This window comes from Ereboglobus luteus, assembly GCF_003096195.1.
In the GTDB taxonomy this organism is placed as follows: Bacteria; Verrucomicrobiota; Verrucomicrobiia; order Opitutales; family Opitutaceae; genus Ereboglobus; species Ereboglobus luteus.
This window is the reverse complement of sequence record NZ_CP023004.1, coordinates 1,415,660-1,429,256: the sequence shown is the minus strand read 5'-3', so window position 1 is coordinate 1,429,256 and position 13,597 is coordinate 1,415,660. Positions and strand designations below refer to the sequence as shown.

Genomic DNA, 13,597 nt, shown 5'->3' with positions numbered 1-13,597 from the left:
ACAGATTAGATTACTGCGAGGCAACAATCGCCAAGTCCAACCCTTACAGCATTCTTTTATCGTAAAGAATACCTCCCAAAAATATCTACGGGAATGTTGCAATCGCACGCCAACATGAACTTTCTCCGTCTTTAATTTCCTCCTTCCCCTGAATCTCTTTTTCGAGATAGTGGGCGCGTTTTCGATCTATTACTTCCGCGGCTACCAGCCGGTTGATGACAAACTGCCGCGGAAGCCCGTATCTGGACTCCATGGCTAAAACCGCCTGCCCCGTAACATGATTATGATACCACAACTTACCATGTGTATTCTTTAGTGTTCGATGTATGCTTTGGGTTGGAAGCAGAAACGCGGCCGCAAGCATCACAGCATAGTTTCGGTTTTGCGTTAGGCATCGTTCATGCGCCCCGACTTTTCCCGCAAGCCCGACCATCAGTGCCCGACATACTTCAAATCTACGTTCGGCGCGGCTTTTTCCATTATCACCGTAACGTGTCGAGATGGCCAAAATGGCATAATTTGATATCTCCAGTGACACTGCGCCCAGCCGGGCGTGGCTCATGATCTCTTCAGAAAAACGGAATATCATAATTCCGTTTTCCTCGAGAGTATGTTCAATTGATGCGATGGGCGCAACATCTCCTAATCCCCACGATTTCCGAATTTGTTGAGTCACCCGGCCTATCCACGTATTATCGTTCGTCGTCCCGTCTTCTTTCGTGGGACACTGCCGAATAAGGCGAGGACACGGGTGTTTGAAATCTCGGGCCCGCCCAATTAAGCTTCCTGTCGCCACAAATTCCTTCAACTGCGTCATGATACATTCCCTAAATTTCATTTCAGCGTTTGATGGTAGGTTTAGCTCGTGCCCCAAAACACTAAACTGTCGGGTATAGAGATGTTCCGCTGGCATGGAATTCCAATGGGCGCTCTCCGGCCAAAACCGAGCGATGGACTGTGCCATATAATATGGCATAGAACGCTTTCCCTTTATTATCTTGGAGAGTTTTTGCGGCGACATTATCCATCCTTTCTGCACCATCATTTGACAAAATTCCGCCTGTGATAAGTTGCGGCGCTTTAGCTCAAGAAGTAATCTCTGGCCATATTGCTTACGCGCCTCTCTCTCTCCATCAGTCAGCTTCTTAGACATGGAGCTATGTTTCAATATTTTGCAAAAAATGCAAAACTTGTGTCTGGAAAAATTTTCCATCCGGCGGCCCCCGCCGGGCACTCCCACCTTCTCACCACACCACTCGCGCCGCCTGCGCCTTCGAGTGCTCCTGGCGCAAGTGACCGTAGGTTTTCATCGCGAGGGCACCGCCGTCGGCATGACCGAGCCAGCGGCTCACAGTTGGGATATCCACTCCGCTTTCGATGCAGCGCGTGGCAAAGAGGTGACGGAGGTCATGGTGGGTCATGCGCTTCACACCGACCAACTCACAGGCGCGAGTGAGTGCTTTTTGAGCCTCAAAGACCTTCAACACCTTGCGATCCGCAGCGGTAGATTTTGCCTTGGCATGCATCGCGAGGAGGTGTGCCTTGAGGCCTGGGAAGAGAGGTATGTCGCGTTCACTACTTAATGTTTTCAACTCTTTCGTTTCCGTCCCCGTTACGCGGACGGTTTCGCGATCGAAATCCACGCTTCCCCACGTCAACAGCGCGGCCTCGCCGAGGCGCATGCCGGAGTGCGCGAGCAGCATCACCAAGTCCGCGCAGTCGCGCGCCTGGCACGCCCCGGAGGTCGCGATCACCTCGACGAGCTTGTTGAACTGCACGGTGGCCGGCAGCGCGAGGATTTTTCTTGCCGGGGTCATTCGCGTGAGGTCTTCGCTGGGATCAACGTAAATGAGTCCGTGCTTGATCGCCAATGCGAACACACCGCGCAGCACGGACAGCGTTTTATTGAATGCGGAGGGCGACATGCTTTTGTTGGCTGGCTTTCTTTTCGCGCCGGGCGGGACGAAGCGCGTGCCCTTGGTCTGGGCGAGTTGAGCCCATTCCCGGCACCGGGCTGAGGTGATCTGGCGCACATCCGTGTCCGCAAAGTCCGGCCAAGTTTTCAGCAGTGCCTTGGCCGAGGTTTTGATGCGCGCCTTGGACGCATCCCGGGTTTCGGTTGAAACGGAGACCTCGGTCAAAAAGAGTGCCAGCAAATCTCCGCATTTGTAGCCATCAATTTTGGCGCCGGCATCCGCGCCCCGTTTTGCTTTGGCGCGTTCCTCGCGCTCGAAATCGGCGAGTCGCAACTTTGCGACGCTGAAAATTTTAGTCTTGAGCGACCGCCACTTTTGTTTTCCGTTCACGATTACGCGCGCGTAATAGCCGCCGCCCGGGGCAAGCTTCAACAAGTTCGCCACGTTTGTTCTTTCCCAGCGTTTGGCCTTTTTTTCCGTCGGTTTTTCCTTCCGCATAAAATAATGTGTAGAACAGCAGTGTAGAAAAACGCAAGAAAATGCAAAACGACTTACGTAAAGAACAATAAAACAAACACTTGCCAGAGTAGCTCAGTGGTAGAGCAGGGGACTCATAAGCCCTTGGTCGGCAGTTCAATCCTGCCCTCTGGCACCATTTTTTCAGCCGCGAAAAACCACTTCCGGCGCTGCGCGGGGAAATCGATCCGGCTTCCGTGGCGCACTGTCAGCGCGTGTTTTTCAGCAAATCGGAAACATGGCGCGGGAGTTTTTAGCGCGGAGTTTTCATCCTGCGCATATTGTAAAAAATACATGCAATATCGGGCGATGATGTCCTTGCCGTTGAATGATGGCTTTTGATTGTGCCACGCTTTGCCCGAAATTTTTCCACAAAACCGGCATGCTTTCAAAAAGGACAACAATCATTGTCTGCATTGCGATTTTTGCCATTGGACTCCTTAGCGGAGGCTTGGAGTGCTTCCGCATGTATAAAAACCAGCGAGGGAAGCTGGAGGCCGGCGTGCTGCATTATGCGCTCGCGTTTCCCATTGACGAGGTTTCGCAACTTACGGGGCTGCCCGGCGATGTTGACTCAAAGCTGCACGAACAAATCAGCGAGCGGCAGGTTGAGCTTCTGGACAGCCATCCGGCGATTTCTTTCATGGAGCTTATCCGGCTCGACAGGCGAAGCGGGCGCATTGTTTGCCTCGCGGCCGCCGGGCCCGGCGAAGAGGCGGCGCGAATGCCGCGCGCGGGCGATTCGCTTGACGGAACGCCGGATGCGCGCCCCGTGCTCGAACTGGCGGGCGGCGCGAAAACCGCCGTGCGTTTGTTTCATCGCGACTGGCTGGGCAAGCGCTGGGTGAGCGCGTATGCGCGCGCCGGCGAGCCGCAGGAGCCTGTCAACGGGGAGCCGTTGATGAATGTGCTGCGTTACGACGTGGACGCAAGCTACTGGATAAGGCATATTTCCGAAAATGTGCTCTGGCGCATGTTCGCCGTGTGGGTGGTGCTCGGCCTGCCCTTCGCCGCTTACACGCTGGGGCGTTATCGCAGCCGGCAGAGTGTCCGGTTGCGCGAATTCGGCGAGGCAATCGAGCAAACAAAAACCGCGATCGTCATTTCCAGTTTCGACAGCGTGATCAATTATGTGAACCCCGCCTTTTGCGCGCAAATCGGGTATGAAAAAAATGAGCTAATGGATTTGAAATGGCGCACCTTGCGCTGCGTGGAGCCCGACCCGGAGGAGATCGAGCGGCGGTTGGAAATATTGAGGACGGGCGCGCCGGTGGAGGTCGAATGGGAGTTTCGCAGAAAGGACGGGCGGACATATCCCGTGCGCACCACATTGACGCCGGTGCGCAACGAGTCCGGCAGCGTGGACACGATGATCCTCGTTATCGTCGACATCACCGGGCAAAAAAAACGGGACGCCGCGCTGCTTCTGGAAAAGGAGCAAGCCGAGCAAATGGACCGCGCCAAAAGCGTTTTTTTGCATGCGATGAGCGAGGAAGTGGGCGTGCCGCTCCGCAACCTGGTCGCGCTTTCGGATTCGCTGCGAACCATGCCGCTCAACAACGAGCAGGCGGGATACGCCGAGATCATCCAAAAAAGCACCGGCACGCTTGTGCGGCTCACGGACGACATTCTCGATTTTTCGCACATCACGGCGGGACAGGTGAAAATATCGCCCGTGCTTGCGGAGCCCCGCGTGTTGATTGAAGAAACGCTCGACATCGTGGCGCCCCAGGCGGCGCAGAAAAACATAGTGCTGCTCCGCAATGTCATGCGCGATGTGCCGCGCGCGATCATCATTGACGGAACGCGATTGCGCCAAGTGCTGCTCAACCTGTCCGGCAACGCGATCAAGTTCACCAAAAACGGCGAAGTGGAAATACGGCTGAAGGTGATTTCCTCGGGCAATGCGGCCGGCAATGACCCCGCGAACAGGAACCGCATGTCGCTGCTGTTTTCGGTGCGCGACACGGGCATCGGCATCGCGCACGAGAATCAGGAAAAACTTTTCCTTCCCTTCTGGCAGGCCGATTCGACAAATGTGCGCCGCTACGGCGGCGCGGGCCTCGGGCTGGCGATTTCCCGCCATCTCATCCACATGCTCGGGGGGATATTTGCGTGGAAAGCGAACCGGGGAAGGGCTCCGTTTTTTATTTTTCCGTAACCTGCGAACTGCCCCCCGACGCGGCGCCGCCGGAAACCATGCCGGAGCTCGAGCGCACGCGGATCCTTGTCGTTTCGGATTGCCCGGGACTCGCCTCCGAGTTGAGGCGCGAGATTTCCGCGCGCGGCGCGTCGACCGCCGCGATTTCGCCCGATGATTTTGACGGGCTGGATTGCGACACCTGGGACGCGGTTGTGGTTGATTGCGGCGCGGCGCGCGATGGCGGCGCATGGCGCGGGTTTGTGGAAAAAATCACGCCGCGCGCCATTCCCATAATTGGCCTGGTGGACACGGGCGCGGATGCCATGGCGAGGCTCCGCATGGACGGCGCGTTTTGCGCGCTGCTCTCAAAACCGGTCCACTACGACGAACTGTTCCGCACGCTCGCAAAAGTGGCGCGGCCGGCATTGGAAGGGAGGCGCGCATGAGGGCATTGTCGGGCAGGCAAAAGGCGGTGATTGTATTTGCCCTCATCGTGACGCTGGGTGTTTGCGTTGGCATCACGCGCTGCATGCACCGGAGCGCTTTCCACAGGCAAAACGCGGCAGCCGGGCTGACGATGCTGGCGCTTTCATTCTCGGACGAGGACCTGGCGGACCTGACCAACGATTCGCCCGCCCTGCGCGCAAAAGTCCACGCGGAATTGAAAAAGCGCATGGACAATGTGCGCGACGCCGACCCCTCCGTGAAAACAATGGAGCTTTTGCGCTGTGATGTGCGAACGGGCGAGGCCACATGCCTCGTGCATTCAAGCCCGCCGGACACGCCGGAAACCCCGCCCTTGGGCGAGGGATGCACCGTGTTTGTGAAACCGGAGTTGATCCAAAGGCTTGTGAACAAAAACGAGCCGGTCGTCCATTTGCACATCCTCGGGCCGGCTGGCGGGTTTGTAGTCGAGGCCCATGCGTTTGTGGCGCCATCCGTCACCTCCTTGCGCGCACAACCGGCGGCGGACATAGTGCGCTATAACCTCGATGGAGCAGCATGGTTCTCCGAATGCGCGGCCGACGGCATCCAGGGGCTGCTGGTCTGCCTCATAATCATGGGAGTGCCATTCGCCGCCTACGGCATCGCGCGCCGCAGCACGGGCAGGGAGCGCATGATCGAGGGATTGCGCATGGCCGCGGACCAGTGCGAAAACGCGATCATGATCGCGGGCCTCGACGCGGGCGTGATATACGCAAACGGCGGCCTCTCGCGGCAAACCGGCTACTCGTGCGAGGAACTGCTCGCGATGCGGGCGCCCGACCTGGCCGCCGAGGACGTGTCCGAAAAACTCTGGGTGGATTCCTGGAACAAGGGATTCCCGCCGGATTCGGAAGTGATGCTGCGCCGTAAAAACGGCGAGCCCTACCCCGCGAACGTGGTTTCCACCGCGGTGCGCCGGAAACGCGGAAGGGGTGATGTGTTCAGCTACATTTTTATCATCACCGACCTGACCGAGCGCACCCGGCGCAACCAACAGCTCCAGCAAGCCAGGCACAGCGCGGAAAACGCCAGTCGCGCCAAGGGCGCGTTCCTGGCTATGATGAGCCACGAAGTGCGCACGCCGCTCAACGGCATCCTTGGATTTTCGAGCCTGTTGATGGACACCGAACTGGGCGGCCAGCCGCGCGAATGCGTGGAGGAGATTCGCAAAAACGGCGAGACGCTCTCCCGCCTGAGCGCCGACATTCTCGATCTTTCACGAATCGAGTCCGGCAGCGTCCTGCTCCATCTTGACTGCTGCAATCTGCGTCCGCTAATCGGGGACGCGATCAACTCCGCCAAGGAAACCACGGCGGGAAAACCATTGGAATACACGACGCATGTGAATGCCCCGGCGCCGGTCGAAATCATGGTGGATTCGATGCGCCTGCGCCAGATATTGGCCAACTACACGCTCAATGCGGCCAGGGCCATGTCCGCCGGGAAAATCGAACTGGGCGCGTCCGTCACGGACAACAACGGCGGCATGGTGACATTGCGCTTTTCCATCCGGGGCATTCCGACTGGAGAGGCGCCCTCCCCTTCCCCGTCCGCGAAAGTATCCTCGCTGGCGATGACGATCTCCCGGCATCTCATACAACTGATGAATGGCGAAATCATCGCCGAAAACAGCGACACCACGGGCGGCACTGTATTTGTTTTTTCAATACAGTGCGAGCGCTGCTAAACGCGCGCTTCGTGAAAAAGCATGGCGCAAAGCCACGAACCATTAGTTAGCCGCAGACGGCGGAGGCTTCAATTTCCCCGCCGACTGCATTTTTATGGATTTGTTGTTTTTACTATCAGTATATTCTACAGAGCCACTATTTGAAATTGAGATCACACCACCAACATTTGTATATATAATTATTTTTGAATCATAGAAATAAGAATCTTTATACCAAAATAATCCGAATGCATCTGTCATTTCTTTAACTGATTCCGTTTTTAATTTTTCAATCGCATAAGACGGCATCAACTCCTTTAGGCTGTATTGCGCCTTAAGCTTACCATCGGGTGCATATAGCACAACGCTGTTCTCCCCGCCCAACTTGGCATAGTCATCGAATGTGACAACTTCACCTGAATCACTTATGCGCGCGAAAGAGGGAGCCACTTTATTTATCAAATGATATTGTTTCTTTTTATCGAAACCCCAAGTTTTGTCATTGAATTGGAATACAAGCGCAATGGCAGTTTCCCTTCCAGGCAGATTTTCCACACCTGGCATTACCCTTAAAACAAAATGCTCGTTTTTACTAGTGTAACTCTTTTTAGGAGGCGCCAAACTCACGGCGTTCATTGTTAGGCATCCGCCAAAGGCAATAAGATAAAATGCGACAAAGTATTTCATGAATAGGATTTATGGGGAGTCGATGTTTGTTGATTTTTCAAACTCCAGATTTTGGAGCAGTCTACCTTTAGGCATGAGAGCCGGGAAGGGATTGCCATCCCTATGGAGCAGCGGGCGTCGGAACCGAGCGTGCGTTTTTGGAAACGGTGGTTTTCATGCCGCGAAAGATTGCGCCGCGACCATCCTTTGACAAGCGCCTTTACCCCGTCATCGGAATGGAAACGCTCCCGAATACGATCAAACCTGCCGAGCTAGGGTCCGGATTTTCCGGCGGCAAAATGCCGCACGTGAAATTATTTTATCGAAAAACCCGCGCAGTGCGCTCCAAGCAATCACGTCTCAATAAAACCGTGAGCGCGCTAAAAAATCAAAAAACAACACCCCGACCTATTCAAAATTCCGTTGCTTATTCTTTCCGCTCTTTGGCAAAGGAGTAGATATATTTCATCACCTCGGCAGTTTCTGTCGAATCAGGGGCATTGGTCATTAAACTAAACCCGAGGGCGGATTTTTCAGAGAGTCGAATCATTCCTCTGATCATGTAGAGATATTCATCATCAGGAATTGTTTTTTTATCAACCAACGACGCATCCGTAAACTGGGTTTTGAATCCATACCAGCCTTTATTTTTTATTTCCTCCACCTTAATTTCCTTTTCCACAATTCCGCCCAAATACTTCTTTGATGAGGAGACTACAGCCTTTTTCATTTTTTTGGGCGTGTCGAATTGCGCCAAATCCTTCGTGTCGCATTTGAAATATAGCATAAGGTTGAAGCTCTTCTTCGTTTGCTTTGGAAGCACTTTAACATCGGCGTATCTCAAGGATAAATATCGTCCAACCGTCACGGCCCAATCTTCCGTATCTTGAACAGTGTATCTGTCATCCATCGACATTATCAGCTCTTGCGTCGCAGCATTGCAAATCGAGGAAATAATAAACAATAGAATTATTGTATATATTTTTTTCATTTCATTTTTATAAACTCAAAGCAGCTTTAAGTAAAGCGGATACACCTCTGGCTTGAATGGAAAATTTTGAAGATGACATGGGGCGATGTTTGTTGATTTTTCAAACTCCAGATTTTGGAGCAGTCTACCTTTAGGCATGAGGGCCGGGAAGGGATTGCCGCTCTCTATGGAGCGGCGGGCGTCGGAACCGAGCGTGCGTTTTTGAAAACGGTGGTTTTCATGCCACGAAAGATTGCGCCGCGGCATCCTTTGACAAGTGCCTTTACCCCGTCATCGGAATGGAAACGCTCCCGAATACGATCAAACCTGCCGAGCTGGGGTCCGGATTTTCCGGCGGCAAAATGCCGCACGTGAAATTATTTTATCGAAAAACCCGCACGGTGTGCGCTAAGCAATCAAGTCACAATAAAACCGTGAGCACCCTCATCATCATTTCGCATCATCCATACACGGCCGCGCGCGGCATGTGCTAAACCGACATGAACGTCACCGAAGTCACCGCCAAGGCCAGGGTGCTCCTTGAAGCACTTCCCTACATTCAGGATTTCCACGGTTCCACGTTTGTCGTGAAATACGGGGGCAGTTTCATGGACGACCCCGATCCGGTAACACGCAACCGAGTCGCCTACGACATCGCGTTTCTCGCCGCGGTCGGCATCAATGTCGTCGTTGTCCACGGCGGCGGCAAGGCGATCACAAAGGCCATGGCCGAGTCCGGGTTGAAGACCAATTTTGTGCAGGGCATGCGCGTCACCGACGAGGCGACCATGGCCATCGTCAAAAAAACGCTCGATGAAGTTGTGAACAGGGACGTCTGCGCCGCCGTCTCCGCCGCCAAGGGAAAACCCAAGGGCCTCGCCGGCGACAGTGTGTTCGAATGCGCAAAAATCACCACCGACGACGACGGCAATCCCATCGACCTCGGCTACGTCGGCGATGTCACCGAGGTGAAGATCAAGATTATCAAAAGGAAATCGCCGATGGTTTCACGCCGATCATCTCGCCCGTCGCCGAGGGCCTCGATGGCAAGCCCTACAATGTGAACGCCGATCTCGCCGCCGGCCGTGTCGCCAGCGCGCTGCGCGCACGCCGCCTTGTCTACATGAGCGACGTCCCCGGGCTCCTCTCGAATCCATCCGATCCCGACTCGCTGATCTCCACGCTGAAAATTTCACAGGTCGACGACCTCAAAAAGAAGGGTGTCATCGACAAGGGCATGCGCCCGAAAGTGAACAGCGCCATTCGCGCGCTTCAGGAAGGCGTGCAACGCGTCCACTTCATCGACGGCCGCCTCCCGCACAGCCTCCTGCTCGAAATCTTCACCGACAAAGGCATCGGCACCGAAATCATCCATGGATGATTTTGAATGTGGAATGCGGATTTCGGAATGCGGAATTATCAAGCCTTTGCCCATGATACCGCTTGCCGAAGTCTTTTTCATTCCGCATTCCGAAATCCGCATTCCACATTTATCATGAGCACCAGCAACGTCCGCACCACCGCCGATCTCTACGACACCTATGTTTTGAAAAACTACGGACGAGCGCCAATTACGCTCGCACGCGGACGCGGCGCGCAAGTTTGGGACGACGAGGGTCGCGCCTACCTCGACTTCACCACGGGCATCGCCGTGAACGCGCTCGGCCATTGCCATCCCCACTGGGTCGCCGCGGTGCAACGCCAGGCCGCGGAGCTCATCCACACGAGCAACCTTTTCCGCAACGCAAACCAAGGCGAGCTCGCCCGCCGCCTCGCCGGCTACGCCGGGCCCGGTCGCGTCTTTTTCTGCAACAGCGGCACCGAGGCCAACGAGGCGCTCATCAAGCTCTCGCGGCTTCACGGCGCGAAAAAAGCCGGCGGCGCCGAGGGCAAGTGCCACAAAATCATCTGCGCAAAAAACGCCTTTCACGGGCGCACCTTCGGTGGCATGAGCGCCACGCCGCAGCAAAAAATTCAAAAAGGCTTCGCGCCGCTTGTGCCCGGTTTTGTTTTTGCCGAGCTCAACAACCTGCAAAGTTTCGCCGACCTCGTTGACGAAAACACCGCCGCCATTTTCATCGAAACCATTCAGGGCGAAAGCGGCGTGCACGCCTGCGCGCCGGAGTTTTTGCGCGGCCTGCGCGAGCTCTGCGACAAGCACAACCTCCTCCTCATGCTCGACGAGGTGCAATGCGGTCTCGGGCGCACCGGTAAGTTTTACGCCTACGAGCACGCCGGAATCCGCCCCGACGCGATTGGCATGGCCAAGGGACTCGGCGGCGGCATGCCCATGGGCGCGATGTGGGTAGCCGAACCGCACGCGGAGCTTTTCCACGCCGGCAGCCACGGCTCGACCTTCGGCGGCACGCCGCTCGCCTGCGCCGCCGGGCTTGCCGTGCTCGACGTCATCGAAAAGGAAAACCTGCTCGAAAAAGTCACGCTGCAATCCGCGCCATGGATTGCCTCGCTGAAAAAACTCGCCGCCGATTTTCCGCAAAAAATCTCCGAAGTGCGCGGCCAGGGCTACTTGGTCGGCGTGCAAATGGCATCCGATTCCGCGCCCGTGATCGCGAAGCTGCGCGAGCTCGGCCTGCTTGTTGTCGGTGCCGGTAACAATACCGTTCGCTTTCTCCCGCCGCTCAATGTGAGCGAGGAGGAACTGGCGAAATCGGTGGAAATCTTCCGCAGCGCGGTGGAATGAATCAGGTAGGGCGAACCGTCCCCGGTGAGCCGAAACGGTCCAAACACAAGCACGGCTCACCGGGGACGGTTCGCCCTACCCTGCTCACACTTTCAGCTCCAGCCCGATCGGGCAGTGGTCGCTGCCCATGACCTCGGGGCTGATCCAGGCGCGTTTTAACGCGGGGCGCAACTTCTCGCTCACCACAAAATAATCGACGCGCCACCCGATGTTTCGCGCGCGGCAGTTCATCATGTTGCTCCACCATGTGTAGTGGCCGGGGCCTTTTTCAAATTCGCGGAATGTATCCACAAATCCACTACCGATCAGGGTGGAAAAATTGGCGCGCTCCTCGTCGGTGAAGCCGGCGTTGCGACGGTTGCTTTTCGGGTTGGCAAGGTCGATCTCCTCGTGCGCGACATTGAGGTCGCCGCAAAAGACGACCGGCTTGCCCGCCTTCTCCAATTTTTTAATGTAGTCGAGAAACGCGGGGTCCCATGCCTTGGTGCGGTAATCGAGACGGGCGAGCCCGCGCTGCGAGTTGGGTTGGTAGACGTTTACGAGCCAGAATTTCGGGAACTCCATCGTGATCACGCGGCCCTCGTTGTCGTGCTCGGGCTCGTCGATTCCGAAGGTGACCGACTTGGGTTTCACGCGGGTAAAGATAACCGTGCCGCTGTATCCCTTTTTGAGCGCGCTGTGCCAGTAAGGTTCGTAGCCGGCGGTCCATGTGACGTGCTGGACGTCGCCGGCGTGGGCCTTGGTTTCTTGAAGACAAATCGCATCGGCGTCGCAGCCCTGCATGTAGTCGAGGAAGCCTTTTTTCAACGCGGCGCGAATGCCGTTCACGTTCCAGGAAATGAGTTTCATAAGCGATGGATGCGGGAAGTGTTTATTCCAAAAATGTCCCCTGCTTGGGCTCCTTGGCGGCGCGCGCGGCGGCCTCCTCCTCGGGAGTCTGGCTGCTGAGGTGGCGAGGCGGGCGCGAAACGCGTTTCGCGACGGCGGCCTCGCGGTCGGCCACGATGCGGTCGCAAATCGCCTGGATGTGGAGCTTGAGCCATTGCGCGGTGCTGCTCGTCTCGGTGTAGTCGGCGGGGCCGTAGTGATCGATGCGGCCCGCCTGGCGCAGGGCGTCGTTTTGCCGGAATTCCTCGGGGCGCCCGGGATGATACACACCGTAGGCCATGCCGCCGTTTTTCTTGACGACGGAAAAGCTCGGGATGTCGCTCGGGCCGTCGGCAATGTAGATCATGTTTTGGAAGGGAATGCGGCGATCCTCAAGGGCGATGTTGGCGTTGACGTCGATGGCGGGGTTTTTGTTGCTGCCCTTGTTGATCTCGAAGAGTGCGCGGGTCTTTGTCGTATTGTCGATGATGGTGCCGATTTGCGCGATCTCGGCGTCGGCCGTGATGTCGAATTCCTCTTGTCCAATGAAACCGGGCTGGAGCGGATTCTCGATGAATTCGCAGGCCCAAATGTCGTCGATGTAAGGGGCGATGGCGCTGCCGCGTATCATCTCGGCGATGCCGGTGCTGACGATGTAGTGCTCGAGATTGATTTCGTGTTTGCGGTAAGTCTCGTGCTCGGTGACGTAACTTTTCGAGCGTTGGAAAAATTCGGGAATGCCGGGGTAGAATTTTATTTCCGCGCCGCACTCGCGAAAAACCTTGTTGTTGAGTTTCGGCATGCGGCCCGCGAGCACGTAGGTGAGGAGGTGGTTGAGGTAGGCGATTTCGCTGGAGAGGCGGTAGCCGCGCTTGCGGTATTGCTCGACGAGGTGGTTGGTTTCCCTCCAGAAGTTCGCCTCATCGACTTCGTAACGGCGAAAGAGCGGCGACTGCATGTATTCGGGGATGAGCGTTTTGTCGAAATCCCAAACGCAGGCGATGGTGTTCTGGGTGAAGAGTGTGGTGGCCATTGGTCGATGTAAGATGCGCCAAGCGTGGGGTATTTTGCGGCGCGAGTAAAAGGCAAAGCGCGCCGCCGCGGCCGGCGGCTTTGTGCTTGCAAGTGTTTTTATGAAAAGCGTGATCATGCGCCGCCATGGAAAGACCCTTGTTAAACGACCCCAACCTGCCCCCGGACACGGTGGTTTTGAAAAAAACACTCGGCCGCTCCCATGCGGCGTATGAGGCACTGGCTGCGGGCGCGAGTGGCGCGGGGCTGGAGATGTCGTGGCGATACTATAACGACGGCAAGGCGTGGCTCTGCAAGGTGACGCACAAAAAGAAAACAGTGTTCTGGCTTTCGGTGTGGGACGGACTTTTCAAAATCGGTTTTCACTTCACGGAAAAAACGCGCACCGGCGTGGCCGAACTGGATATTGACGCGAACATCAAGTCGACTTTCGCCCGCGCGCAGGCCGTCGGCAAGCTGGTGTCGCTGGGGCTGGACGTGCGCAAAAAATCACAAGTGCGCGACGTGCTGACGCTCGCGGAATACAAGAAGTCTTTGAAGTGAGCAAAGCCGTTCGCCGGTGGCGCGAATTTTAATAATTTGTAAATAATTCAACCTTTAGCACCCGCCGGGGTTTTTGTGTTCAGGAACCGGC

General features: G+C 56.1%; 12 protein-coding genes, 1 tRNA gene and 1 pseudogene. 8 read left to right on the top strand and 6 right to left on the bottom strand.

The genetic code is table 11. The annotated features are described in order from the left end of the window. Positions 1–85: 85 nt before the first annotated feature. Together CKA38_RS05195 and CKA38_RS05190 are read right to left on the bottom strand one after the other, a co-directional pair. The gene (locus tag CKA38_RS05195; protein ID WP_108824542.1) at positions 86–1,153 is read right to left on the bottom strand and encodes a helix-turn-helix domain-containing protein; all 1,068 of its coding nucleotides are present in this window, start codon (positions 1,151–1,153) and stop codon (positions 86–88) included. A gap of 91 nt (positions 1,154–1,244) precedes the next feature. Continuing rightward, complete coding sequence (locus CKA38_RS05190) at positions 1,245–2,414, bottom strand: tyrosine-type recombinase/integrase (RefSeq protein WP_108824541.1); 1,170 nt, start codon at positions 2,412–2,414, stop codon at positions 1,245–1,247. 82 nt (positions 2,415–2,496) lie between these two features. Here CKA38_RS05190 and CKA38_RS05185 point away from each other — a divergent pair. The 4 genes from CKA38_RS05185 (at position 2,497) to CKA38_RS05170 (ending at position 6,748) form a co-directional block, all read left to right on the top strand. Next, positions 2,497–2,571 (top strand) — tRNA-Met (locus CKA38_RS05185). A gap of 243 nt (positions 2,572–2,814) precedes the next feature. Next, entirely contained in the window at positions 2,815–4,593 is a 1,779-nt protein-coding gene (locus CKA38_RS05180; protein ID WP_161554737.1) for a PAS domain-containing sensor histidine kinase, read from the top strand. Continuing rightward, on the top strand, positions 4,548–5,021 hold the full coding sequence (locus CKA38_RS15665) for a DNA-binding transcriptional response regulator (RefSeq protein ID WP_161554736.1): 474 nt from the start codon (positions 4,548–4,550) through the stop codon (positions 5,019–5,021). The genes CKA38_RS05180 and CKA38_RS15665 overlap by 46 nt, the downstream gene beginning before the upstream one ends. Further along, positions 5,018–6,748, top strand: coding sequence for a PAS domain-containing sensor histidine kinase (locus CKA38_RS05170; protein WP_161554735.1), 1,731 nt, complete (start codon positions 5,018–5,020; stop codon positions 6,746–6,748). Before CKA38_RS15665 ends, CKA38_RS05170 begins: the two co-directional genes overlap by 4 nt. Before the next feature lie 42 nt (positions 6,749–6,790). Here CKA38_RS05170 and CKA38_RS05165 read toward each other — a convergent pair whose 3' ends face one another. Next, positions 6,791–7,414, bottom strand: coding sequence for a hypothetical protein (locus CKA38_RS05165; RefSeq protein ID WP_152032688.1), 624 nt, complete (start codon positions 7,412–7,414; stop codon positions 6,791–6,793). A 155-nt stretch (positions 7,415–7,569) separates the two neighbouring features. Between CKA38_RS05165 and CKA38_RS15310 the strand changes: the two genes are divergently transcribed. Continuing rightward, positions 7,570–7,851, top strand: a complete 282-nt coding sequence (locus CKA38_RS15310) for a hypothetical protein (protein ID WP_152032687.1) — start codon at positions 7,570–7,572, stop codon at positions 7,849–7,851. On the opposite strand, the gene CKA38_RS05160 is transcribed toward CKA38_RS15310, so the two are convergent. Continuing rightward, complete coding sequence (locus tag CKA38_RS05160; RefSeq protein ID WP_108824536.1) at positions 7,821–8,384, bottom strand: hypothetical protein; 564 nt, start codon at positions 8,382–8,384, stop codon at positions 7,821–7,823. The two genes, CKA38_RS15310 and CKA38_RS05160, sit on opposite strands and share 31 nt — an antisense overlap. Positions 8,385–8,863: 479 nt before the next feature. On the opposite strand from CKA38_RS05160, the pseudogene argB reads away from it, so the two are divergent. Further along, a pseudogene (gene argB, locus CKA38_RS16945) lies at positions 8,864–9,744 on the top strand (acetylglutamate kinase). Between the two features lie 114 nt (positions 9,745–9,858). After that, entirely contained in the window at positions 9,859–11,064 is a 1,206-nt protein-coding gene (locus CKA38_RS05140) for an aspartate aminotransferase family protein (RefSeq protein WP_108824533.1), read from the top strand. 84 nt (positions 11,065–11,148) lie between these two features. Here CKA38_RS05140 and CKA38_RS05135 read toward each other — a convergent pair whose 3' ends face one another. Both CKA38_RS05135 and CKA38_RS05130 read right to left on the bottom strand, forming a co-directional pair. Beyond that, on the bottom strand, positions 11,149–11,913 hold the full coding sequence (locus tag CKA38_RS05135) for an exodeoxyribonuclease III (protein ID WP_108824532.1): 765 nt from the start codon (positions 11,911–11,913) through the stop codon (positions 11,149–11,151). A gap of 22 nt (positions 11,914–11,935) precedes the next feature. Beyond that, on the bottom strand, positions 11,936–12,964 hold the full coding sequence (locus CKA38_RS05130; protein ID WP_108826427.1) for a haloacid dehalogenase-like hydrolase: 1,029 nt from the start codon (positions 12,962–12,964) through the stop codon (positions 11,936–11,938). A 137-nt stretch (positions 12,965–13,101) separates the two neighbouring features. Between CKA38_RS05130 and CKA38_RS05125 the strand changes: the two genes are divergently transcribed. Next, positions 13,102–13,506, top strand: coding sequence for a DUF3788 family protein (locus tag CKA38_RS05125; RefSeq protein ID WP_202863966.1), 405 nt, complete (start codon positions 13,102–13,104; stop codon positions 13,504–13,506). Positions 13,507–13,597: the final 91 nt, after the last annotated feature.